Here is a 25236-nt window from a genome sequence, read left to right on the forward strand (position 1 = left end):
GAAATGCTTCTATAAGCAAGCGGTTAATAAAACAGGTTAGAGGAGAATGCAGAATGGGCAATACGACCAAAATCGCACTAGTAACCGGAGGCAGCCGCGGCTTAGGCAGAAACACGGCCATTGCGCTGTCCAAGAAAGGCATCGATGTCATTGTGACTTACAATAAAGAGCAGGAGCTCGCAGATTCCGCCGTTCATGAAATTGAAAGCAACGGAGCAAAGGGTTATGCGATGAAGCTTGATGCAGGAGATGTGCTATCTTTCGAAGCATTCAAGTCGCAGCTGCAAGCTGTGCTTAAGGAACAATGGAATCGGGATCATATCGATTTTCTAGTCAACAACGCGGGTTTCGGCATATATACCCCGATTGCCGATACGACCGTCGAGCAGTTCGACAGCCTGATGAACGTTCACTTTAAAGGGGTATTTTTCCTTACGCAGACGCTGCTGCCGGTTATGAACGATCATGGCGGTATCGTTAATATTTCTACGGGACTGACGCGCTTCTCCATGAAGGGCAGTGCAGCTTATGCGGCAATGAAAGGCGCAATCGAAGTGCTTACGAAGTATTTGGCGCAGGAGCTGGGCGAGCGCGGCATCCGCGTTAACGTCGTTGCGCCCGGTGCGATTGCTACCGATTTCGGCGGTGGACGCATAAAGTCGAACCAAGGTATAAGGGACCACATCGGATCGATTACAGCGCTCGGACGAGCGGGCGAAGCCGACGATATTGGCGGCGTTGTCGCGGCACTATGCACGCCGGAGCTCGCTTGGGTTAACGCTCAACGTATCGAGGCATCCGGAGGCATGCTGTTGTAAGTTTGCTTCAATAACTAAGAAGAACGCAAGGCCGAGGCTTCTAAAGCCCTCTGCCTTGCGTTCTTTTGGATTAGGATTCGTAAGGAATCGTCTGAATAGTGCCATCCTCATTGTAATGCAGCTCTGTAAACTTAACGCTCCGCTTGTTGTCGGCACCGCCCGACAGCGAGCTGTCATGATAGAATAAGTACCACTTCCCGCCAAACTGCACGATCGAGTGATGCGTCGTCCAGCCTAAGACCGGTGTAAGAATCGTTCCCTGATATACATAAGGTCCTTGGGGATCCTTGCTGATCGCGTAGACGATCTTATGCGTCGTTCCCGTGGAATAGGACAAGTAATAGTATCCGTTATACTTATGTACCCATGGGCCTTCGAAGTATCTGCGGTCTTCGTCGCCTGCCGGTATCGGATTGCCATCCTCGTCTACGATAGAGATTTGTTTCGGCTCGCTCTTGAACGTTAGCAAATCATCGCTAAGCTCAGCTACGATTGGACCGAGCGCCGGTTCAGACGCTGCCGGGCCTTCCACATCTTCTACAAAGGAACCGGTCTGCCATTTCTCAAGCTGACCGCCCCATAATCCGCCAAAATAAATATATGCCTTATCGTCTTCGTCGATGAAGACGGCTGGGTCGATGCTGAAGCTGCCTGGAATGTAGTCCGGCTGCGCCGTGAAAGGTCCTACAGGCGATGTGCTTGTTGCTACGCCCAGTCGGAAAATATCGTCATGATCTCTAGCCGGGAAAAATAAATAGTACGTATTGTTGCGATAAGCTGCGTCAGGTGCCCACATTTGCTTTTTGGCCCAAGGAACATCCTTAACGTGAAGCGCTTCGCCATGGTCAACACACTCGGAATTAACGTCATCCATCGATAGAACATGGTAATCTTCCATATCGTATTGGTCGCCGTTATCGTTGGACGTCATCTCGTGATCGAGATCGTGGGAAGGATAAATATAAAGCTTGCCATCGAATACATGGGCAGAAGGGTCAGCGGTATAGATATGGGTTACTAAAGGCTTGTTCGGTGTAGTCATCGTATCCTCCTAGTGAGTTCCTATGTTCGTGAAACCGTTTTCCTCCTTATTCTATCAAATAACGCTGCCCATTAAACCCTAACAATGTTTTGTTTTTAGCCCAAAATATTTAGATTTTCTCCCAAGCTTCCGTGATTAGCTCGCCGTTAAGGACAGCTGCAGCCAGCGACCCCATAGATGCGGCGGCAATCGCTTGATACATCTCTGTTGCGGCGTCTCCGGCGCTGTAGACACCGGCAACGTTCGTCTTGCCGAAGTTGTCGATGACGATGGTTCCGGAATCGGTCATGTTGCAACCAAGCATTGCAGGCAGATCGGAGCCGGCAGCGAGCTTCGGAGCGAAGAAAATGCCCGTGCAGCTAATAACGCTCCCGTCTTCCAGCCGTATTTGGTTTACGATGCCGTTGTTTGACTCAATTTGCTGAATCGGCGAAGAATAGACGGCAACATGATGCCGGTTCAGCTCCTCGCGCTGCTCCTCGGACAGCTCGTCGGGCCCATTCGAGCATATAACCGTTTGATTCGTCCAACCGGTGAGCATCTTCGCGAGATGATGCGCTCCCTGACCCTTCGCAATAATGGCGAGCGGCTGATCGCGCAGCTCCCAGCCGTCGCAATAAGGACAGACGAACGCGCTCTTGCCATACACTTCACGTAATCCGTTGATCTCGATAGGCAGATCTCGTTTGCCAACGGCAAAGAGCAGCTTCTTGACATAGTATACCGTCCCTTGAGACGTCGTAATCATGAATCTGCCATCCGAACCGGATAAGGCCGTCGCAGCTTCGTCGACGAAACGAACGCTAGGATAGGCGCTTATCTCCTCGCGCGCTACCTTCCTGAAGTCGGCGGGCTTAATGCCGTCGCGAGTGAGGTAACCATGGGTTGCATGTGTAACCCGATTGCGAGCCCGTCCCTCATCGATAACGACAACCGTTTTTCTTGCTCTGCCTAGCACAAGCGCTGCACTCAAACCGGCTGGACCGGCGCCGATAATGCCTACATCAATCAATTGTTCCATTATAATCTCCCTCTCGGATTTTGTATTATAGACTCACAATATCCATTATAGACTTTAATTATCCATAATTCAATATGCCGTTATCCAAATAAAAGAAGAGGCTGCCCATGCAGGCAGCCTCCGTTCTTTATTCGCCCCTAACATAGGCAAGAAGCTTCTGCAGCCATGTTAGGTTATTTTGGAGCATTTGATAGGCATGCTCAGAGATAAGCTTGACCGGCACGAGCTTATTCCCCGGAATGTCGTGAAGAAGCTCGGGATCGCTATTTTCGATGAGTTCTATTCGTTTGGCCATACGATCGATCGATTCCTCAATGAGATAAGCCAGCTTGTGCTTATCGACTTTATCGAGAAATAGGAGCGAGGAGTAAAGCGTTGTTACGTTCGTGACGTTTTGGAAGACGGCATAGATGTCATCCTCCAGCGCCTTACGTCCTTTATCCGTTATGCCGTAAGTCGTTTTCTCGGGACGATTATCCGATTGAACGACTTTAATTTTTTTGATTAAGCCTTTTTTGGCAAGTACCTCAAAATGATAATACAGCGTTCCATCATTAATGGATATGGCGCTGTCCAATGATTTGAGCACCTGCTTCTTCAGATCGTAGGGATGGCGCTCACCCTCGCTTAACGTTCCCAATATAAAAATTTGAAGTGTCATTATGGCCTCCTTAGCAACGGCAGACAAAAGGGCTGGCAGGACTATGATATCGTCTGCCGGCCCTTAAATTCTATAATAGCACATTAGAAAGCGTAATAATTGCGTAAACATTACATCATGATTGGCTGTGGAGCAGGCGGTTGCTGGGTGCCGCTTAGCTCTGAAGCTTCTTGAACGGCTTCCGATTTGCCGCCTTTGATAGCATGAATAACGGTGTTGATAACAAGCGCGCCGACCGCGACAAGAGCAAGCCCGAGCACATAATAGCCTGTTCGGCCTCCGCCGAATAAGTTGTTGTAGACCAATTGAACGTTGTAGAACATTGGCGTAACGTGGCTAACGGCTTTGAAGAAACCTGGCATCATATCTTGCGGCATCACAGCGCCGTTACTGACCGTTTGGCTAAGCAGGATCGGCAGGTTCACCAGCATACCGGCCTGGCCGAGCAAGATGCAGAAGATACTTGTGAATTCGATAGCTGCGAACATTTCCAGAGACTGAGTAAGCCACATATGAACAAACGTTTCGAAGCCGTAGCCTTGAACGGCAAAATAAATCGATATTCCAATGAGCGGAAGGATAAGCGACAGCAATACGTTAACGCCCTGCAACGACATGAACGCCTTCCACTTGCCGAGCTTAGACTTCAGTTCATTCAAAGCGCCAATGCTCATCATGGAGTAGATCATAGCAGCGGCATAGATAGACATCGTTAGAAACATCGGCGCCATCTGATTGTGCATCCCGGCAGGCGGTTGGTTCGTCATAACGATACTAGCCGCAAACTTGTTCTGAATCGCATCTGTCATTTGTTTTGACTGCTCCTCAGGGACGTTCAGCGATTGCAGCGCACCTTGCGTCGACTGAGCGAGCAGTTGCGAGCTCATTTGATTAGAAATTTGCTCGGCTACGCTCTGGACGGTGCTGACGACAGACGCCGGATTGGATTGATTAATGAAAAACGCAAGCTTTGCTTGCCCGCCCTGCTCTGACAGCTTCTGTGAGAAATCGGCCGGGATATGAATAAGCAGATGGGAGCTGCGGTCATCAAGTTGTTTCTTAGCATGATCCAATGAGTCATCCATTATGACTTTAAGCGGCAACTGTTCTTGCATTTGCTTTACGAACTCGTCACCGTATTGCGCATCCTCATTCACGATGGAAACGGTAAGCTGGTCTACGTTTTTGGGAATAGCGCTGTAACCCGACATGAAAATAACGATCATTACGACTTGATAAAAAACCATCATGAATATGCCTGATGCAATCCCTTTGTGCTTCAAAAAAGTTTTCATGACTCCACTCTCCGATCTTTATCTATACTCTATATAATATACTCTAATTAGAGTACTCTGTCTGTAGTTCGTTGTCAAGTTCAAAGGCAATGGACCAAGCATGCAGTGCTTGTACGTGAAGCAATTGCAAAAGTCCAAAAAATGATGCCTCTTATCTAAAAAATGCTACCTATAACGACCGCGCGCCAATTGCTACTATTTAATCGAAGGCTAGTTAGACGTCGTTACGAAGCAAAAAAACGATTCGGGAGGTAACATTCGTGAGGAAGATGGCAACCGTATTTATTGTTCTCGTCTTAGTACTGAACGGGTTCGCGACAATGGTTCATGCTGATTCGTCATCTGCGCCAGAAAACTTGAATGGCATAATGACGGTCAATTCTGCTCAGTTGAGCTGGTCAGCCGCAGAAAATGCAACCGCTTACAATTTATACCGGGCACAAACCAGTTCAGGGCCATACGAGAAGGTGAATGATGCTTCTATTGCAACTGCAAGCTATACGGACAAAGGGTTGGCGACGGATACAACCTATTATTACAAAGTGTCTGCGTTAAGGGAGGGCGGAGAATCAAGTCTATCCGCAGAATTTGCGGGTAAGACGGTTGTGGCACTCGGCCCCAATGTGAAAGTCTATGATCCGACGATGGATATAGCGACGATTCAGTCGGAGGTTGATGACATCTTCGCCGAACAGGAACGGGCGGAGTTCGGTCAAAGCCGTTATTCGCTTCTATTCAAGCCAGGCGTCTATAACAATCTGAACGTGAGAGTCGGCTTTTACACGCAAGTAGCAGGCCTTGGCCAAGACCCGGACGATGTGCTCATTAACGGCGGCGTTACGGCCGATGCCAAGTGGGATAATGGCAATGCGACTCGCAATTTTTGGCGTTCGGTGGAAAATTTATCGTTTAAGCCGCTTGACCTGACCAAAAATCCGCCAACGCTGACCGATGCGATGTGGGCGGTGTCGCAGGCCGCACCGATGCGGCGCGTGCATGTGCTCGGGAAGATTAATTTATTCGACTTTACATCAAGCTGGGATGCGGGCTGGGCGAGCGGCGGCTATATCGCCGATTCTATTATCGACGGCACCATACTTCCGGCATCGCAGCAACAATTTTTCTCCCGCAATAATGAGTATACGAGCTGGTTGAACGGCGTATGGAATATGATGTTCGTCGGCGATACGAATCCGCCTGAAGGAACATTCCCGGCACAGCCCTATACAGTCATCGATGAAACGCCGGCGATTAAGGAAAAGCCTTATCTCTATATCGACGATAGCGGCGAATATAACGTTTTTGTACCTTCACTGCAAACCGATAAAGTAGGCGTTAGCTGGAAGGACGGCTCGACTCCCGGCGACTCGCTGCCGATCAGCGATTTTTACATTGCTGATCCCGAGAGCTCGACGGCGGACGATATTAATGCGGCCCTTGATAATGGTCTTCATCTATTGTTTACGCCAGGCTTCTATTACTTGGACGATACGATAAGAGTAGAGAATCCGGACACCGTCGTAATGGGTCTTGGATATGCTTCGCTTGTGCCGACAACAGGATTGCCGGCTATGACGGTTGCCGACGTGGATGGAGTAAGCGTGTCTTCGCTCTTCTTTATCGCCGGGGAGGAAATGTCTCCATCGCTTCTAACCGTTGGAGAGGAAAATTCAGACGTCGACCATTCCGCTAATCCGATCCTTATTGCGGACCTATTCTTCGGTATAGGCGGATTTCTTCCAGGCAGCGCAGACGTCGGTCTTATCGTGAACAGCGACGACGTCATTGGCGATCACTTCTGGATTTGGCGAGCTGACCATGGCGCCGGAGCAAGCTGGGATACGAATATAAGCAATAACGGTATAATCGTGAACGGCGAAGATGTGACGATCTATGGGTTGTTCAACGAGCATCATGAGCAATACCAGACGATCTGGAACGGCAATGGCGGCAGGCTGTACTTCTATCAATCCGAGATTCCATATGACCCGCCTTCCCAGGAAGCTTGGATGAGTCATGACGGAACCGTTAACGGCTACGCTTCCTATAAGGTTGGCGACGACGTAACGACTCACGAGGCGTGGGGGCTTGGCATCTATTCCTTTTTCAGGGACGCTGACGTTGACTTGGAAAATGCGATGGAGGTTCCGCAAGTCGAAGGGGTTAAGATCCATCATGTGACAACGATATGGCTGAACGGCGTGGCAGGCAGCGAAATTACGCATATTATTAACGGCACGGGCGGCAAAGTATATGCCAACTCGCCGGCAAGCGCGATGCGCCAGACGGTTACGCATTATACGACAGGCGACAGCGTAGCGCCTACCGAACCGACAGACTTAACGGCGCTCGCGGTGTCCAGTAAGCAGATCGATCTGACCTGGACAGCTGCAACCGACAATATCGGCATTGAAAGCTATGATATCTATCGCGATGGCGTGAAGGTGGGCACTGGGAACGGCACGTCGTACAGCGATTCCGGACTTAAAGCGAAGAAGGAGTACAGCTATACGGTCGTAGCGCGAGACTCCGCAGGAAATCAATCGGAGGCCAGCAATGAAGCAAGCGCTGTGACGCAAAGAGAATTAACGACTTACAATCAAAGCGGATGGACAGCAACGGCCTCGTCCGGTACTGGCAGCGTCGGAAATCTAATAGACGGCAATACAGGCTCGCGCTGGAGCTCAGGAACGCCGATGGTGCCGGGACAATACTTTGCTATCGATATGAAGTCGGCCAAGCAAATTTCACGCTTGTCGATTACGTTGCCGGCAGGCAATAACGACTATGCGCGCGGTTACGAGATCTACATCTCGCAAGACGGCATCGATTGGGGCACGGCGGTCGCCAGCGGAACGGGCAGCGCATCCATAATCGTTGACTTCGAAGAAGCATTAACGGCGCAATTCGTTAAAGTCGTGCAGACGGGCTCAGCCGGTAGCTGGTGGGCCGTCGATGAGTTCGGCGTTTACACCGATACGGCGAAATCGCTTGATCGGAAGACATGGACGGCAACGGCTACGCCGGCAGGCGACTCGACAGCCAATCTGCTGGACGACAAGCCTTCAACCCGTTGGAGCTCAGGCACGACAATGGTTCCCGGCCAATCGATCGTCATCGACATGAAAGCAGAGCAATGGTTTAACAAAATCGTAGTGGACTCTAATGGAAGCAGCAACGATTATTCGCGTTCGTATGAAATCTATATTTCTGACGATGGCGCAGAATGGGGGACAGCGATCGTTGCGGGAACGGCGAACGGTCCGCTCATTGTATCCGATTTTGCCGATCAGACGGCTCGCTATTTGAAGCTTGTTCAGACGGCAACAAATAGCAGCTGGTGGTCCATCCATGAGATTATGGTTTACCGTGACGGTACGGTGCCGGTGCCGGTGAGCGGGCTTGAAGTAGCGGGCGCTGGCGGAGCGGAAGCGATTACGGCGAAAGGCGGAACCCTCCAAATGATTGCGCAGGCGCTGCCGGTCTATGCAGATGATACGGACGTCGTTTGGTCGGTCACAGGAACAGACGAAGTGGAGACTGAGCTCGCGACGATTAGTGCAAGCGGTCTGGTAACCGCACTCGATAACGGTGCAGTGAAGGTAGTTGCAACGGCGGTTGACGGTTCGGGGGTAACAGGGAGTGCGATCATCGAAATTAGCGGTCAACATCCCGTCACTGCAATAATCGTAACGGCTGATGACGATGCAACATCGATTACAACCGCAGGCGGAGAGCTGCAGCTGTTCGCGGCCGTTTCGCCGGACAATGCTGACGATCCAGGCGTAATCTGGTCCGTGACGGATTCGAGCGGAGAACTGACGACAGCGGCGGCAATTAACGATAACGGCGTATTGACCGCCCTCGATAACGGTACAGTCAAAGCCGTAGCTACGGCCATCGACGGATCGGGGGTAACAGGCAGTCTTACGATTGCGATTAGCGGACAACATCCGATTACAGATATTGAAGTAACAGGAGCAGGCGGTGCGTCAACGATTACGACAAAAGGCGGTACTTTGCAGTTGAATGCCGAGGTTCGGCCGTCAGATGCGGACAATAAAGTGTACGTTTGGTTGGTAACCGGAACGGACAGCTTGCCAACGGCACTGGCAACGATAAGCAGTTCAGGTCTGTTGACCGCGGTCGATAACGGTTCTGTGAACGTTGTGGCGTCTGCAACAGACGGCTCTGGCGTAACGGGTATTCTAACCGTCGATATTAGCGGACAACATCCCGTAACAAGTATTGCAGTAACAATAGCAGGCGGTGCAACCACGATTACGGCTAAGGGCGGAACGCTGCAATTGAATGCCGAAGTACTGCCAGCCGATGCGGATAATGATGCTGTAGTATGGTCAGTTTCGTCGCCTGACGACAGCCCGACAGATAAAGCAACGATAAGCGTTGGCGGATTATTAACGGCCGTGAAGAACGGAGAAATCAAAGCAGTGGCGACAGCAGCGGACGGCTCGGGCGTCAAAGGCACTCTATTGATTGTCATTAGCGGTCAGAAGTCGCAGAATACAAGCAATCCTCCAGTGGATCAGCCAACCCTCCCCGAGCAGTCGGGAGAAGATACCAAGCTTGTGCTGCAAGGCGAGGAAGCGGTAGCGGAGCTGTCTCCGGGGGAGACGGAGGCGCAACTATCGGTAGACAGTATCAAAGCAGCTGGCAACCATCCCGTTGTCATTCAATCGGATGAAGTGTCCATCACGATTCCGAATGCTGTTCTAGCGCAATTGATCGGTTTGCTTCCTGGGGAGATAGATGCTAAGGTCACCGTTCGCGTTCATGGCGCTGCACAGGCAGATACACCTGCCGGTCCGAACCTGACGTTCGGCGGCCAAGTGTTCGAACTCGATCTTTTCCTCACAGATAAGGACGGTAAGAAAGTGAAGTTATCGTCTTTCCCTGAACCAGTCGTCATTACGCTTCCTATCACTTCTAATAATGTCGATAAAGAGCTGCTCGGCGTTTATTACTACAACGAAGCGACGAAGGAGTGGGAATATGTAGGCGGGACGGTTGATCCGTCAGGGACAGCAGTCGTCGTCAGCCTGCAGCACTTTAGCAAATATGCGGTTATGGCCTATAACAAGTCATTTACCGATGTGCCAATATCCCATTGGGCATATAAGACGATCAAAGTGCTCGCTTCGAAACATATTGTGAATGGCGTGACAGATGTATCTTTTAATCCTGCCGGACAGACGTCACGAGCGCAATTCGTTACGATGCTTGCTAATGCGCTCGGGCTGGCAAGCGATAACGGGGTTACGCCGTTCACGGATGTGGATGCTCAGGATTGGTACGCAGGAAGTATTGCGGCTGCATACAAGGCCGGGTTAGTAACAGGAGTATCGGAGACGAGTTTCGCTCCGAATACGACAATCACAAGAGAGCAGATGGCGATATTGATTGTGCGGGCTTATGAGCTGGCGAGCGGCAAGAAGGCATCGGAACTAGCAAGCTTGGCAAGCTTGAAAGACGGAGAGAAAGTTTCCGTCTGGGCTGCGGATGGTGTTGCGAAAGCTATCGAGCTGGGCTTAATGAAGGGCCAATCAGCAGCGTTGTTCGCTCCTCAGAATCAAGCGAGCCGCGCAGAAACGGCGCAAGCGATCTATAATTTATTGAGCAAGTTGCAGCGGATATAGAATAACGGACGAGAGCAGAGAGGCTGAACCTGAGCAACGGCGGGTTCAGCCTCTCTGTCATTCTAATTGTGAACATTGTATGCCAGTCCGGATAAACCTTCATTTTGCGCCGATAGGTTGGTATACTTGGGACAAGTAGCAGGACAAGACGCGATGAATGGAGCTATTCCTATGTATAGTAGTTTGGAGCAATGCATAATTGATCTTGAGAAAAACGGCCATCTCGTTCGAATTAAGGAAGAGGTTGACCCGTATTTAGAGATGGCGGCTATTCATATGAAAGTTTTTGAGGCGGGAGGACCTGCCTTATTGTTCGAAAATGTGAAAGGAACGAAGTTCCGATCCGTATCGAATCTGTTCGGTACGACGGAGCGGAGCATGTTCATCTTCCGCCAAACATGGGATGCAGTTCAGAAGGTAATGGCAGTTCGCAGCGATCCGATGAGCGCGCTGAAGCGGCCCTTCAGCAATATCGGAACAGGCTTAGCGGCTTGGAATGCGCTCCCCGTGAAGAAGACGCGCAGTCCGCTTGCGCTTCATGAAGTGAATATCTCCGATTTGCCGCTCATCCAGAGTTGGCCGATGGATGGCGGAGCTTTCGTAACGCTGCCGCAAGTGTACTCGGAGGATCCAGATAAGCCTGGCATTATGAATTCCAATCTCGGGATGTACCGCATTCAGCTAAGCGGCAACGAATACGAGATGAACAAGGAAGTCGGCCTGCATTATCAGATACATCGGGGCATTGGCATCCATCAGGAGAAGGCGACGAGGAAGGGGCAGCCGCTCAAGGTAAGCATCTTCATCGGCGGCCCTCCCGCGCATACGCTGTCGGCGGTTATGCCGCTGCCCGAGGGCTTAAGCGAAATGACGTTCGCAGGTCTGCTTGCAGGTCGACGCTTCAATTATAGCTATGTCGACGGATATTGCATTAGCAATGATGCCGACTTTGTCATTACGGGAGAGATTCATCCCGGCGAGACGAAGCCGGAAGGCCCGTTCGGTGATCACCTGGGCTATTACAGCTTGACCCATGAGTTCCCGCTCATGAAGGTGCATAAGGTATACGCCAAGCCCGGCGCCATCTGGCCATTCACGGTCGTAGGTCGTCCGCCGCAAGAAGATACGGCATTCGGCAATCTCATTCATGATTTAACGGGAGATGCGATTAAGCAGGAGATTCCTGGCGTGAAGCAGGTTCACGCGGTCGATGCAGCGGGCGTTCATCCGTTGTTGTTCGCTATCGGCAGTGAGCGCTACACGCCATACCAGCAGGTGAAGCAACCTGCCGAGCTGCTCACGATTGCCAATCGGATTCTCGGTACGGGGCAGCTAAGTCTTGCCAAATATTTGTTCATTACGGCGGAAGAGAAGCAGCCGCTTGATACGCACCGCGAAGCGGATTTCCTGGCTTATATATTGGAACGTCTCGACTTGAGACGCGATATTCATTTCTACACGAATACGACGATCGATACGCTCGACTATTCGGGGACGGGGATCAATAGCGGCAGTAAAGTCGTGTTCGCTGCCTATGGAGATAAGAAGCGCGAGCTCTGCAGCGAGACGCCGGAGCCGCTTAAGCTGCTGAGCGGCTATGACAATCCGCGTATGATTATGCCGGGGATCGCCGTCTTGCAAGGCGCGGCGTTTACCGACTATGACAGCGCGAAGCTGGAGATGGCCAGCCTAAGCGAAGCTATTGCGGAGAGAGGGCCGCTTGATTCATGCCCAATCATCATTGTCGCCGACGACAGCTCGTTCATGAGCGAGACCTTAGGCAATTTCCTGTGGGCTACGTTCACGCGCAGCAATCCGTCGCACGACATGTACGGAGTGAACAGCTTCTATGAGCATAAGCATTGGAGCTGCGATAACGTCATTATCGATGCCAGAGTAAAGCCACATCAAGCGCCTCCGCTTATTCCCGATCCGAATGTCGAGAAGAGCATCGAGCGGATATTCGTCAAGGGAGCAAGCCTAGGACATTTGAACATTTAATATGCGCAACGGCCCTGAGGAAATTTTCTTCGGGGCTTTCGATTGGATAAGTACTGTCATTTGTTAAATGCTAAGGAAAGTCAGACATCAGGGAGAATGACACATGCCGGCATTATCGAAGCTGCAGACGAGCTTATTGCTCGCTTTTTTAATTATCGTATGGGGGATCAATTGGCCTGTGTCCAAATACGCTTTGGATTACATGCCGCCTGTATTGTTCTCAGGCATTAGAACGTTAATCGGCGGTTTACTGCTGCTCGCAGTCGCCATTCCGAGATGGAATCGGCTTCGGCTCAAGGAAACATGGGTGATCTATGTCGTATCGTCGATCGTCAATGTTATTTTGTACTATGGCCTGCAGACAATCGGATTAAATTACTTGCCTTCGGGGTTGTTCTCGGCAATCGTATTCCTCCAGCCTGTGCTCGTCGGCATCTTTTCGTGGCTGTGGCTCGGCGAATCAATGAATGTAATGAAGATCGGCGGACTATTGCTCGGCTTCGCGGGCGTAGGCGTCATATGCAGCGGAGCGGGCGGACTTTCAGGCCATATATCCGTAGAAGGAATTTTGCTAGCGCTTGGTTCCGCGTTTAGCTGGGCATTAGGAACGATATATGTGAAGAAGACGAGCGCTCGCGTGGATCCCATCTGGCTCGTGACGAACCAACTGCTGATCGGCGGCTTATTCATGACGACTGTCGGTTCGGGGGTAGAGAGCTGGTCTGAAGTCGAATGGAGCTTAGGCTTTATTATCGCTTTATTGTTCATATCGATCTTCGTCATTGCGATTGGCTGGATCATCTTCTATAAACTGATGGATTCGGGCGAAGCGAGCAAGGTGGCCTCGTTTACGTTTCTAATCCCACTCATCGCTATCCTAATCGGGACGCTGTTCCTGGACGAGCCTTTCACGATGTCTTTGCTTGCCGGCCTTGTGCTCATTCTTCTAAGCATTTACTTCGTCAACCGCAGAACCAATGGAACTTAGAAAAAACAAATCCCCTGCTTCACCGCATATGCGGGTAGAGGCAGGGGATTCGTTCTGTATGCAACATCAGACTAATGGTTAATATCGCATTTGTTCATCTGCTTGTCCGCGAAGCGCTTCCAGACCCTGCTTGAGCTGATGCAGTTCGTCTCCCGCATTGGCGCAATCCTAATTGCTCTCGAGGTTATTGAGCATGTTTTGTTTTAATTGATTATTTGAATTTGGGCCGGACGGATTGCCCATTTATGAGCGTGACATAGATGCGTTCGTTGTCGACGGAGTCGCCGGCTAACATCTTGAGCAACTGCTCGGAGGCTAGGGCTCCCCATTTGCGCATGGAATAATCGACGGTAGCCAATCTAGGCTGGATGAATTGGGCTAGCTCGATGTTGTCGAAGCCGATCAGATGAATATGCTCGCCGATGATAAGCTCGCTATGGTCGCGAACGTATCCATACACGCCGATGGCCATCTCATCGTTCAGGCACAAGACGGCTGCCGGACCGTTATATTGCTCGACGATTTGCTGAGCTGCCGCTGCTCCGCTTGTCTTACTGAAATCACCCTCAAGCTCGATCAACTGCGCGCCGGGCGAGCGCTCGGCAACCTGATGGATGGCTCGCAGCCTCTGGTTGGCATCGTAAGAGCCTTTCGGCCCCGTTACCGCATAGATTCGGTCATGACCTTGTTCAAGCAAAAACTCCATAGCGAGCGTGGCCCCTGCTTTATTGTCGAGCAGCACCTGGTTAATAAGAGGATGATGCAATTCGCGGTCAAGCACGACCGCCCTATGCCCTTGCCCCGCGTATTGAAGAAGCTCTTCATTGGAAAAAGTTTCATCGAGAATAATGGCGCCATCGATCATTCCTTCCGGAATGAGGCGACGGGATTGCGATCCGCTGCATACGAGCAAGTCATAACCCTTGGCGCTCAAATAGTCTTTGACGCCTTGAAGCAAATCGCCGTAGAAGCTGCCGCTGAAATCCGTTAAGAAGATGCCGATCAGATTCGATTTTTTCTTCTTCAGCAGTCGAGCGGCGGCGTGAGGAACGTAATTCAGCTCCTCGGCGATTTGCAATATCCGTGCAGCGGTCTCCTTCGTAACCTTGTCGCTTCCGTTAAGAGCGTAGGAAACGGTGGAGATGGATACGCCGGCTTGCTTTGCAATGTCTTTGATGCTTGCCAATGGTTTCGTGCCTCCGATATCGTTGGTGAAACGTTTTTATTTATTCTATATTTGACTATATCGCATTAACAATTGTTTATCAATAGGAGGATTTATACGTATAAAAGCTCCGAATAAACGTTTGACAGCCCGAATAATGCGGAATTATAATCAATTACAGGATCAATCGAAACGTTTCGATTGAAACGCAATTTTATTTTGGAGAGGTTGCGACTGCCATGTCAAATCACAATTCCATTCAAACGCAGCAAGCTCAATCCCGTAAAGACGTTGATCTGAACGGACTCATCAAACAAATGACGCTGGACGAAAAAATCGCCCAGTTAATACAACTGGCCGTACCTTTCTATGAAGGCGCCGTCGGCGCTGGACAAATTACGGGACCGATGGAGTCGCTTGGCATTACGGAAGAGACTGTCCACAACTCGGGCTCCGTACTTGGAATGGCAGGCGCCCAGGACGTTATCAACGTGCAGCGCACGCATTTAAACAACAATCGGCACGGAATTCCGCTGCTTATGATGGCGGACATCGTGCATGGTTTTAAGACGATCTTCCCGGTGCCGCTTGCGATCGGCTGCTCATGGGACATGGAGCTAGCCGAGTCGAGCGCGGCCATCGCTGCCAAGGAGGCTGCCGTATCCGGCGTTCATGTGACGTATGCTCCGATGGTCGATCTGGTTCGCGATCCGAGATGGGGGCGCGTCGTGGAATCGACTGGCGAGGATCCATACTTGAATTCGCTGTATGCCCGCGCATTCGTACGAGGTTTCCAAGGCTCGGATCTGGCTGGAGACATGGATAAGGTCGCGGCATGCGTGAAGCATTTCGCTGCTTACGGCGCGGCTGAGGGCGGTCGTGATTACAATACGGTCGATCTGTCCGACCGCCAAATGCGCGAGTTTTATTTGCCGGCTTACAAAGCTGCTTTGGACGAAGGCTGCGAGATGGTCATGACTTCCTTCAACACCGTGGACGGCGTGCCGGCAACCGGCAATTCCAAGCTGATGCGGAAGCTGCTTCGCGAGGAATGGGGCTTCGACGGCATCCTTATTTCCGACTGGGGAGCGGTGAAGGAGCTGATCGCCCACGGCATTGCTGCAGATGAATCCGAAGCAGCGCTAAAAGCGATCAAAGCAGGCGTCGATATTGAGATGATGACCTCCTGCTATGTGAGTCATCTATCCGAGCTTGTAGAGAGCAAGGAAGTCAATGAAGAGCTTATTGACGAGGCTGTACTGCGAATATTGAAGCTGAAGCAGAAGCTCGGCTTGTTCGACAATCCGTATCGTGCAGCAGATCCGAAGCGGGAGGCAGAAGTCGTATTTTGCGATGAGCATCGCGATTCGGCAAGAGAGCTGGCGGTTAAATCATGCGTATTGTTGAAAAACGATGGGGCACTTCCGCTGTCAGCCGATCGTAAGATCGCGCTTATCGGCCCTTTTGCCAGAAACAGCGACGTGCTCGGCCCGTGGTCGTGGACAGGCTCGAAGGATGCCGCGGTAACGATGGAAGCGGGCATGAGAAGCAGGCTAGGCGATACAGCTGAACTGCTTGTCGCGGAAGGCTGCGGCATCGAGACAGCGACGGAGGAGCAGTGGCAGGAGGCGCTTACAGCGGCAACGGCCGCCGATATCGTCGTATTGGCGCTCGGCGAGCACTCGGATATGAGCGGCGAAGCCGGCTGCAGAGCGGATATTCGCTTGCCAGGCGTCCAGCTAGAATTGATTCGCAAGATCAAGTCGCTAGGCAAGCAAGTCGTAGCTGTCCTGTTCAACGGACGCCCGCTCGATCTGCATGGCGTATACGAGGGAGCGGACGCGATTCTAGAAGCGTGGTATCCGGGCTCCGAAGCGGGCAGCGCGGTAGCGGCATTGTTGTTCGGCGATGCGAATCCTTCCGGACGGTTGACGATGTCCTTCCCGTATAGCGTCGGCCAAGTTCCGGTTTACTACAACGCGTATAATACGGGCCGTCCGCAAGGAGCGCCGGATGCGCAGGTTCGCTACGTGTCTCAGTATCTTGACATTCCGAATGAGCCTCTGCTGCCGTTCGGGTTTGGGCTTAGCTACAGCGAATTCGCATATAGTGAAGCAAGCTTGTCGTCGGAGACGATGACGGAGTCCGATCAACTTAAAGTAACGGTAAAGGTAACGAATGCAGGAAACGTTGCTGGCGTGGAAACGGTACAGCTCTACGTGCGCGATCTGTCGGGCGAGGTTGTCCGTCCAGTGAAGGAGCTGAAGGATTTCCGCAAGGTGGTGCTTCAACCAGGGGAGTCCAGTGTAGTGGAATTCGTACTCACGGAGCAGCAGTTGCGGTACTACCATTCCGATCTTACGCATGAAAGCGATGCAGGCGCATTCGTTGCATTCGTAGGACCGAACAGCAAAACCAATGCGGCGCTGCCATTCAAGCTAATCAAATAATTAACGCCCCGCACAATCAAACGCAAGGGGGCTGCCGACGGAATCCAACGCCTGCAGCCTCTTTGTTTTTGGAACAGAAGAGCATATATGCTCTTACAGGTGGATATTGAGCGAGTGGCCGCATCTACGAGAGCGTCTAGGCTCTTATTTGCACATATAAAAAGCCGTCCGCACCATGAAGGGCGGACAGCCGAGGTTGATCATCCTATTCTTTTACCGCACCGATAACGATGCCTTTAACGAAGAAACGCTGCAGGAACGGATAGACGAGCAGGATCGGCAAGGCGCCGATAAAGATTTGCGAGGCGCGGAGCGTCCGCTGCGACAGATTGGCGATAACGGCTGGATCGAAGCTCGTCGTATTCCCTTGCACGATGATCGTCTGCATGAAGCTCGCAAGCGGGAGATTTTCCGACCCTTTCATATAAATAAGCCCGTCGAAGTATGCGTTCCAGTGGCCAACCATCGTGAACAAGGCGATCGTGGCGATTGCCGGCAGCGAAATGGGCAGATAGATCGAAATAAAACTTCGAAAATGTCCCGCGCCGTCCATGAACGTCGCTTCCTCCAGCTCCTTAGGCACGGTGCGGAAAAAGTTAAGCAGCAATATGATGTTGTATACGGCGACGAGGCCCGGAAGAATGAGCGCAAGCAGGTTGTTAATCAACCCGAGACGCAAGATAAGAATATAACCCGGAATGAGGCCGCCGCTGAACAGCATCGTGACGACGAAATACCAGAGATAGGCGTTGCGGCCGCGGAACACGCGGTTGTCCTTGGACAGCGCATAGGCGGCAAGCGAGTTTACGAGCAGTGCTAGCGCCGTACCGAAGACGGTACGCTTGACCGAGATCCATAACGACGCCAAGAAGTTGGCGTTGTCGAATGTCTTGACGTAGGCTTCGACCGTGAAGCCGATCGGCCAGAAGGTGACAAGTCCGGCATTGGCGGGCGCGGTATCGCTAAGCGATACCATCAGCAAGTGGAATAACGGCAGCAAGCAGCATACAGAGATGACGGCGAGTAAAATATAGTTGAATACGCTGAAAATGCGGTAAGGCAGCGTCTTGTGGTACATAAGCGTTCATCCTTTCAAATCTAGCAGAGTCGGTTTAGAAGATGCGGTAACCGGCGTATTTGTACGCAAGACGGTATGAGATAACGATCAAGACAAGGCTGATCATCGACTTGAACAGGCTGACCGCGGTCGCGAAGCTGAATTGTCCGCTTAACAAGCCTTCCCGGTAGACGAACGTATCGATAATGTCGCCCTGCTGGTAGATCATCGGACTGTACAGGTTAAATACTTGGTCGAAGTTCGCGTTCAGCACGTTGCCGAGCGCAAGCGTAGCAACGACGATCAGGATCGGTACGAGCGAAGGGATCGTAATATGCAGCGTCTGCTTCAAGCGGGTAGCGCCGTCAACTTCGGCCGCTTCATAGAGCGCAGGGTTAATGCCGGCAAGCGCAGCCAGGAAGATGATGGTGTTGAACCCGAATTCCTTCCATACGTCGCTGAAAATAATCGTTAAGCGGAACCAAGTTCCGTCGCCAAGGAAGAAGATCGGCTTTTCCAATCCGAATACATTCGTCAGCAATTGGTTAACGATGCCGGTCTGCGCGAGCAGGTCGATCAGAATGCCGCCGAGCGTAACCCATGACAGGAAGTGGGGCAAATAAACGAGCGTCTGAATCGAACGCTTGAAGCCCATGTTGCGGACTTCGTTCAGCAGCAAAGCGAACCCGAATGGAATGATTAGGTTCATGATGATTTTGGAGCAGGCGAAGATTAAGGTGTTGCCGGTAATTTTCATAAAGTAGTCATTTTCGAACATGTACTGAAAATGCTTCAAGCCGACGAACGGAGAATCGGCAAAGCCAAGCGATGCCTTGTAATCCTGGAAGGCCATAATAATGCCCGACATCGGCAGGTAGGAAAAGACGAAAACGAGCAATACGGCCGGCAGCACCATCAGATGCAGCACCCACGGTACCCGGTAGCCCTTTCTTTTTCCCGTTTTACGGGCGGCCCCGAGGTTAGCGTCTTTCAAAGTCAATTGTTCCATAGCCCTCTCCCGTTCTATAAAAAATTTATTTGTATATGAGGTGTAGCCCTGCTATATATAATATCAACGCGTACGATCAGCGAACTATAAGACATTATTAGGATCGATAGTGTTTTGTTAGGGTTATTTCCTAGGGGGAGAGAAATATGAAGCGGGGTTCAGTCATCGGTTATCTAAGAAAAAGGATGGGAGCCAAGTTCAGCTTGTTCGCCAAAATGAACGGATTGATAGTCATCTTGTTCATTCCGATCACCATTCTTTTTACTTACTCCAACGGAGTTGCGTCAAGCGTCATCGACAAGGAGCTGCAGGCTTCGAACATTAAGCAGCTGTCGTTCCTCGCGAGTCAGATCGATTCGCGGATCAGCCAAACGATGGACTTCGTCCTGACGTTCTCCAGAGATCCGAACGTCCGCAAGTTCAACGGGCTTAACATCTGGGACGATCAATACGACCGGATGCAGACGAAGTATGTCATACAGGAGAAGATGATGCTGCAATCGGGCGTCATGAACATATGGCCGGTCAAGTTCACCGTCTACTCGCAACTGCACAAGGAAGCGATCTCGAACGCGAGCAGCATGGCTGAGTATGACGAGGACTACTTGAAGAGAAACGTAACCGGCAAGTGGAACTACGGCGACGGAAATGACGTCGCTCCTGGAGGAACGAAGGCGTTCCATTGGTTTTATACCGATTCATTCGGTCAGCAGGGCGCGCTCAAAGGGAGCAATTTGGTCGTACAAGCTACCTTCGAGCATGAAAATATTCAAAATATGCTCGATACGTACAAAGCGGGCGGGCAAGGCGATCCTTTGTTTTACCGCAAGGGAGACGCGCCGATCCTCAACCGCAGCGCCGACGAGAAGCTGACGAACGAGCTTGTCCGGTATCTCGACGGCGGCACCCTGAAGGACACCTGGCAGGAAGTCGTCAAGCTGGATGATCAGCGTTATCTGGTCAGCGCCGTGAAATCGTTGAATTTGGATTGGTATTTGGTCGATCTCGTGCCGCTTGAACAAATCACGGGTCCGATCTCGACAAGCCGAAATCTGTTTTATTTGGCGATGGCGATGCTGTTTGTCGTTGGTCTATCGTCTTCCGTTTTGCTTTACCGCAACGTGCAGCGTCCGATCCGCAAGCTCGTCCGCGGTTTGCAGAGCGTACAGCGGGGCGATTTCTCGATACAGCTCGATTCGAACGTTAATAACGAGTTTTCGTTTTTATTTTACCGGTTCAACGATATGTCCCGGCAAATCCAAAGCTTGATCGAGAACGTGCTGAACGAGAAGCTGCGATCGCGCGAGGCAACGCTGAAGCAGCTTCAAGCACAGATTAATCCCCATTTCCTGTATAACTGTATCGGTTATATGATCAATATGGCGCAAATGAAGGATGACGAAGCTGTCGTATCGATGGGGCATAATTTGAGCGCCTATTACAGGTACATGACGCGGCTTGAGAAACCTACGGCATCGTTAGGCGACGAAATCGGCCTGATCAATAATTATTTGGATATACAGAAGCTGCGCAACGGCAGAATTCATTACGATATCGCCATTCCCGAGGAGATGTTGAAACAGCAGGTTCCGCGGCTGCTGCTGCAGCCGATCGTCGAGAACGCCGTCATTCACGGCGTAGGCAAGTCCTATTCCTCTGGCGAAATCCGTATCACCGGAGAAATGGAGAACGGCTGCTGCAAGCTGTATGTCGACGACGACGGTCCAGGCATGGACATGGAGCAGCTCGAGACGCTAAATCGCAAGATGAAAGGGCCGCTCGAAGAGGATATGGGCTACGGTTTCTGGAATACGAATCAGCGCATTATCCATCTATTCGGAGACAAATCTTCGCTCAGCTTCGCGCATTCGGAGCTGGGGGGACTGCGTGCCGTTATCGTCTGGGAGCCCGCCCAAGGAGCATTGCCAAGCAAACAAACGAACAACCTAAAAGGAGAACCGCCGCATGCAAATGATCATCGTTGACGACGAAGCCCACTGGGTAGACAGCCTGTACGCAACAAAGCCGTGGCATACGCTCGGCATCGAACAGGTTCATAAAGCTTATTCCGCGCACGAGGCGCTGCAATTATTGGAAACTCACCCGATCGATCTCGTCCTATCGGATGTTCTGATGCCGGAGATGACGGGAATCGAGCTTATAGCCAAAATCCGCGAAAGGGACCCGAAGATCAAATGCATCATCCTCTCCGGGCACTCTGATTTCGAATACGCGCAGGAAGCGCTTCGTCATCAAGCGGTTAATTATTTGCTGAAGCCGCCGACCGATCAAGAGCTGCTGGGCGCGGTGTCTGCGGCCATCGGCCAATTGAAGGCGGAATGGGAGAGTATCAGCTCGAGCGAGCGGACCGAATTCACGCTGCGCGAAAACTTGCCGATGCTGCGAGGCCAATTGCTGCTTGGCGCATTACGTGGAGAGCGGCTGTCCGAAACCGACTGGAACCGGAAGCTGGACAGCTACGATTTGCCGTTCTCCTTCGGGGAATGCGCGCTCCTTCTCGTTCGGATGGAGGAGGAGTTCGGGCAGTACCGCAACAATGGCCAGCAACTGATGGAGTACGCCATTATTAACATGGCGGAAGAAATACTTGGCGAATTCGCGAAGGTGTGGGGCGTCAAGGACGACCACGGCTATCTCGTCTTCCTGCTTCAGTTCAAAGAGCCGTACGACAGCGCTCTGAAGGAAACGATGCTCGAGAAGTCCGCCATGCAGCTCCAATCGAAGGTAAAGCAATTTTTGAGAGGTTCGTTGTCTATCGTGACGACGGAGCCGTTCCTATTTCCCGATAAGCTGTCGGATCGTTACCGGCACGCTGTTGCGTATTTCCGCCAAATCGTCGGCGACGAGCGGGAGTTCGTCATGCGTGCCGACGATCTGGAGAACCAAGTGTCGCATGGCGCGCTAGATGCGATCCATGCTCCTCCTGCTTTGCGTAACTTACTTGCGGCCGGCCGCTGGGAGGCAGCGGAGCAGAAGCTGGGTGAAGTATTCGCGGAGCTGGACGACAAATGGTCCGATTCGTGGGAGCACTGCCTGGAGGCGGGGTATATCATCGCATCGTCCTATACGCACTATGCCCATCGCAACGGACATACGTTAGCCGGTCTATTGGGCGATCATATCGAACAGCTGCAGAGCGGGGAGGCGTTCTCCTCGATCGGCAAGCTGAGGAGCTGGGCGCTGGGCGCGCTGGACCTGCTGGACAAAGGTACGTCCGAAGAAGTGAAGGACATCCGCTCCGTCTATGTGAAGAAGATTCAATCGTTCGTTGAGGCCAACCTGCATCTCGACGTATCGCTTCGCGCGCTTGCGGACCATGTCAATCTGCATCCCACGCATCTCTCGAAGCTGTATAAGATCGAGACGGGTGAAGGCATCAGCGATTACGTATCCCGGCTGCGCATGGAGACGGCTTGCCATCTGTTGCGAACGACCGACAAGAAGGTATACGAAATAAGCTCGGAGATCGGTTATTTGGATCCCGCCTACTTCATCAAAGTGTTCAAAAGACAATTCGGATCTACGCCGCAGGAATTCCGAGAAGGAAATTAACAACATGACAGAGTCCTATGGAAACTAACAAAATCCTATAGATGACCTCCTAGTTGCGCCTGTAAAGTAACACTTGTAACCAACTTACACCATAGGGGGAAAATCAAATGGGTAATTTCAAAAAGCTATGGCTGCCTCTCATTGCGATCGTGATGGTCGTATCGGCTTGCAGCGGCAATGCCGGGAACAACAATGAGAACAAAGGCGGAACGAGTTCGGAAAGTCCGGCTGCGACGGATTCGGCGACGAAGTCCGAAGCGGATCTCGCATTCGAAAAAGGTAAATATGATCCGCCAATTGAAATCAGCACGATCATTATGCCGAAGGAATATACCAAAGGCGAGACAAAAGAAAACAACGTGCATGACCGCTGGATGCTGGAGACGCTTGGTATCAAGCACAAGGACACGTGGTATCCGGCAGGCAGCGACCAATACAAGCAACAGCTCCAACTGGCGTTAACGTCGGGAGAGAAGCTGCCAGACTTCGTCATGGTGCCTACGGACGCCGTACTGACGAATCAACTGATCGATTCCGGTCAATTCATCGCGATCGACGAGCTGTTCGAGAAATACGCGAATGAAACGTGGAAAAGCCATGCTGCCGAGCATCCTGAACTGTGGTACCCGTTCACGAAAGACGGCAAGAAATGGAACCTTCCGATCATGGAATACACAGACAACGATGATACGCTTCTATGGCTCCGTGAAGACTGGATGGAGAAGCTGAATCTCGAAGCGCCGAAGACGATCGCCGATCTCGAGAATATCATGGATAAATTCAAAAACGAGAATCCGGACGGATTGGCTGCAAAAGACGTATATCCGCTCGCAATCTCGCTCAAAAACAATACAAACACATGGATGGGCGGACTTGACTGGCTGTTCGGCGCTTATGGCAGCGTGCAAGAGCAATGGAACAAGGACGCAAGCGGCAACCTGGAATACGGTTCGGTTAATCCGGGAGCGAAGCAAGCGCTCGCCAAGCTGCAGGAATGGATGGATAAAGGTTATATTCACCCCGATTCCGCGCTTTGGGATGAAGGCAAATCGGCCGAAATTTGGACCAAAGGAAACGCGGGCGTATTGCCGGGCGCGAACTGGGTACCGGATTGGCCGGCTCCAGACCTTCTGAAGAACGTAGCTGGTTCGAAATACAAAGCGTATCCGATCCCTGCCGGACCTGATGGCTTGATCGGTACAAAATGGCAAAATTCCGGCGTCAACAGCAGCTTCATGATCAACAAAGACGCAAAGCATCCGGAAGCGATCATTCTTTATTACAACACACTGCTCGACAATCTAGCTAACCCGGCAGTAGGCAGCAAATACGAATATGGCTTCGCACAAGGCTACGACTGGGATGTAATTGACGGTCAGCCTACGAATGACAAAGAAAAGATCAAAGACTTCTTCGATGCATTCCCTTATATTACAGGTCCTGCACGTATTCCTGATCTGTACATGAAATCGCTCGTTAAGCTGGCAGACGGCGGTACGCCTGAGACGCCTTACGAGAAACAGCTTGCTACGTTCCGCAAACCGGAGAACTGGTATGCCGCGAAGGTCGTTATGTCGCAAATCGATATTCGCAAGCAAAACTACTTCACGGGCGCAGCAACGCCAACGATGATCGAGAAATGGAACTTGCTTCGTCAATCCGAGCTGGAGACGTTCAACAAAATCATCTACGGCAAACTGCCTGTCGATGCATTCGACGAGTTCGTTGCCAACTGGAAAGCGAATGGCGGCGAGCAAGTAACGAAGGAAGTAAATGAGTGGTTCAAGTCGGTATCGCAATAGGAAGTTCGAGTTCGAGAACCCCGTCTCCCAAGTGGAGAAGGGGTTCTTCACATTCTTGAGCTTATTTGAGCGAAATATGCTAAACTCTAATCGATATTCAATAGACGTAGACGAGCTTAGTCGAAGAGGAGCGATACAGATGGCCAAAGAGTTATGGCTTAGCCTTCCAGTGAAGGATCTGGCGAAGTCGAGACAGTTTTTCGCCGAGCTCGGATTTTCTTTTCATCCCAGACACGAGGGCAGCGACGCAATGGCGGGGTTGATCATCGGGGACAAGCAAGTGATGGTCATGCTCGTTCCCGAGACGACGTTCAAGCAATTTACGAGCCACGATATCGCTGATACGGAGCGCGGCAGCGAAGTGCTGATCTCGTTCGATGCGGAGAGCAAGGTAGAGGTCGACGAGCTGCTTGCAAAAGTCGAACGCGCAGGCGGCGCGATCTACGGCAAGCCGAGCGATCAAGGCTGGATGTACGGTGCGGGCTTCTCCGACCTCGATGGACATCGGTGGAACGTCCTGTATATGGACGAAAGTCAAATGCCGAAGGTCTGAGTTTGACATCGTTATCGCAATAGTAATAGACGAACACGTCTTTTCTTTCGAGGCGTGTTCTTTTAACTTTGTATAACCGCTTCAGACAAACGTTGCATCCAATTGTCGCTGTAGATATACGGGAATTTAAAACAACCCCATAAA

The 25236-nt window shown here is 51.4% G+C and carries 16 protein-coding genes; 9 read left to right on the forward strand and 7 right to left on the reverse strand.

The window, feature by feature from the left end:
• Positions 1 to 53: 53 nt before the first annotated feature.
• Positions 54 to 818, forward strand: a complete 765-nt coding sequence (locus AC0YN0_RS10350) for an SDR family NAD(P)-dependent oxidoreductase (protein WP_475821212.1) — start codon at positions 54 to 56, stop codon at positions 816 to 818.
• 70 nt (positions 819 to 888) lie between these two features.
• On the opposite strand, the gene AC0YN0_RS10355 is transcribed toward AC0YN0_RS10350, so the two are convergent.
• From AC0YN0_RS10355 to AC0YN0_RS10370, 4 genes are all read right to left on the reverse strand, one after another.
• On the reverse strand, positions 889 to 1860 hold the full coding sequence (locus AC0YN0_RS10355; protein WP_475821213.1) for a glycoside hydrolase family 43 protein: 972 nt from the start codon (positions 1858 to 1860) through the stop codon (positions 889 to 891).
• Positions 1861 to 1969: 109 nt separating this feature from the next.
• Positions 1970 to 2881: an NAD(P)/FAD-dependent oxidoreductase gene (locus AC0YN0_RS10360; RefSeq protein ID WP_475821214.1), complete on the reverse strand. Its 912-nt coding sequence runs from the start codon at positions 2879 to 2881 to the stop codon at positions 1970 to 1972.
• A gap of 127 nt (positions 2882 to 3008) precedes the next feature.
• A complete protein-coding gene (locus tag AC0YN0_RS10365) occupies positions 3009 to 3542 on the reverse strand; it encodes a PadR family transcriptional regulator (protein ID WP_475821215.1) in 534 nt (177 codons plus the stop codon).
• A 110-nt stretch (positions 3543 to 3652) separates the two neighbouring features.
• On the reverse strand, positions 3653 to 4837 hold the full coding sequence (locus AC0YN0_RS10370) for a YhgE/Pip domain-containing protein (protein ID WP_475821216.1): 1185 nt from the start codon (positions 4835 to 4837) through the stop codon (positions 3653 to 3655).
• A gap of 269 nt (positions 4838 to 5106) precedes the next feature.
• Here AC0YN0_RS10370 and AC0YN0_RS10375 point away from each other — a divergent pair, with 269 nt between their 5' ends.
• The 3 genes from AC0YN0_RS10375 to AC0YN0_RS10385 all read left to right on the forward strand — a co-directional run bounded on the left by AC0YN0_RS10375 (position 5107) and on the right by AC0YN0_RS10385 (position 13483).
• Positions 5107 to 10494, forward strand: a complete 5388-nt coding sequence (locus tag AC0YN0_RS10375) for a discoidin domain-containing protein (protein WP_475821886.1) — start codon at positions 5107 to 5109, stop codon at positions 10492 to 10494.
• Between the two features lie 171 nt (positions 10495 to 10665).
• On the forward strand, positions 10666 to 12495 hold the full coding sequence (locus AC0YN0_RS10380) for a UbiD family decarboxylase (protein ID WP_475821217.1): 1830 nt from the start codon (positions 10666 to 10668) through the stop codon (positions 12493 to 12495).
• A gap of 103 nt (positions 12496 to 12598) precedes the next feature.
• Positions 12599 to 13483 (forward strand): DMT family transporter, encoded by an 885-nt coding sequence (locus tag AC0YN0_RS10385; protein WP_475821218.1) that lies wholly within the window; start codon positions 12599 to 12601, stop codon positions 13481 to 13483.
• 211 nt (positions 13484 to 13694) lie between these two features.
• On the opposite strand, the gene AC0YN0_RS10390 is transcribed toward AC0YN0_RS10385, so the two are convergent.
• The gene (locus tag AC0YN0_RS10390; RefSeq protein ID WP_475821219.1) at positions 13695 to 14669 is read right to left on the reverse strand and encodes a LacI family DNA-binding transcriptional regulator; all 975 of its coding nucleotides are present in this window, start codon (positions 14667 to 14669) and stop codon (positions 13695 to 13697) included.
• Positions 14670 to 14887: 218 nt separating this feature from the next.
• Here AC0YN0_RS10390 and bglX point away from each other — a divergent pair, with 218 nt between their 5' ends.
• On the forward strand, positions 14888 to 17098 hold the full coding sequence (gene bglX / locus AC0YN0_RS10395; protein ID WP_475821220.1) for a beta-glucosidase BglX: 2211 nt from the start codon (positions 14888 to 14890) through the stop codon (positions 17096 to 17098).
• A 205-nt stretch (positions 17099 to 17303) separates the two neighbouring features.
• Here bglX and AC0YN0_RS10400 read toward each other — a convergent pair whose 3' ends face one another.
• Together AC0YN0_RS10400 and AC0YN0_RS10405 are read right to left on the reverse strand one after the other, a co-directional pair.
• Entirely contained in the window at positions 17304 to 18176 is an 873-nt protein-coding gene (locus AC0YN0_RS10400; protein WP_337099240.1) for a carbohydrate ABC transporter permease, read from the reverse strand.
• A 34-nt stretch (positions 18177 to 18210) separates the two neighbouring features.
• Entirely contained in the window at positions 18211 to 19164 is a 954-nt protein-coding gene (locus AC0YN0_RS10405) for an ABC transporter permease (RefSeq protein WP_475821221.1), read from the reverse strand.
• Positions 19165 to 19310: 146 nt separating this feature from the next.
• Here AC0YN0_RS10405 and AC0YN0_RS10410 point away from each other — a divergent pair, with 146 nt between their 5' ends.
• The 4 genes from AC0YN0_RS10410 to AC0YN0_RS10425 all read left to right on the forward strand — a co-directional run bounded on the left by AC0YN0_RS10410 (position 19311) and on the right by AC0YN0_RS10425 (position 25092).
• Positions 19311 to 21149 (forward strand): sensor histidine kinase, encoded by a 1839-nt coding sequence (locus tag AC0YN0_RS10410; RefSeq protein WP_475821222.1) that lies wholly within the window; start codon positions 19311 to 19313, stop codon positions 21147 to 21149.
• Entirely contained in the window at positions 21130 to 22737 is a 1608-nt protein-coding gene (locus AC0YN0_RS10415; protein WP_475821223.1) for a response regulator transcription factor, read from the forward strand. Before AC0YN0_RS10410 ends, AC0YN0_RS10415 begins: the two co-directional genes overlap by 20 nt.
• A 107-nt stretch (positions 22738 to 22844) precedes the next feature.
• Positions 22845 to 24539, forward strand: coding sequence for a type 2 periplasmic-binding domain-containing protein (locus AC0YN0_RS10420; protein ID WP_475821224.1), 1695 nt, complete (start codon positions 22845 to 22847; stop codon positions 24537 to 24539).
• A gap of 139 nt (positions 24540 to 24678) precedes the next feature.
• On the forward strand, positions 24679 to 25092 hold the full coding sequence (locus tag AC0YN0_RS10425; protein WP_442051249.1) for a VOC family protein: 414 nt from the start codon (positions 24679 to 24681) through the stop codon (positions 25090 to 25092).
• The last annotated feature ends 144 nt before the right edge of the window (positions 25093 to 25236 follow it).

Source organism: Paenibacillus sp. J22P218 (genome assembly GCF_056269195.1).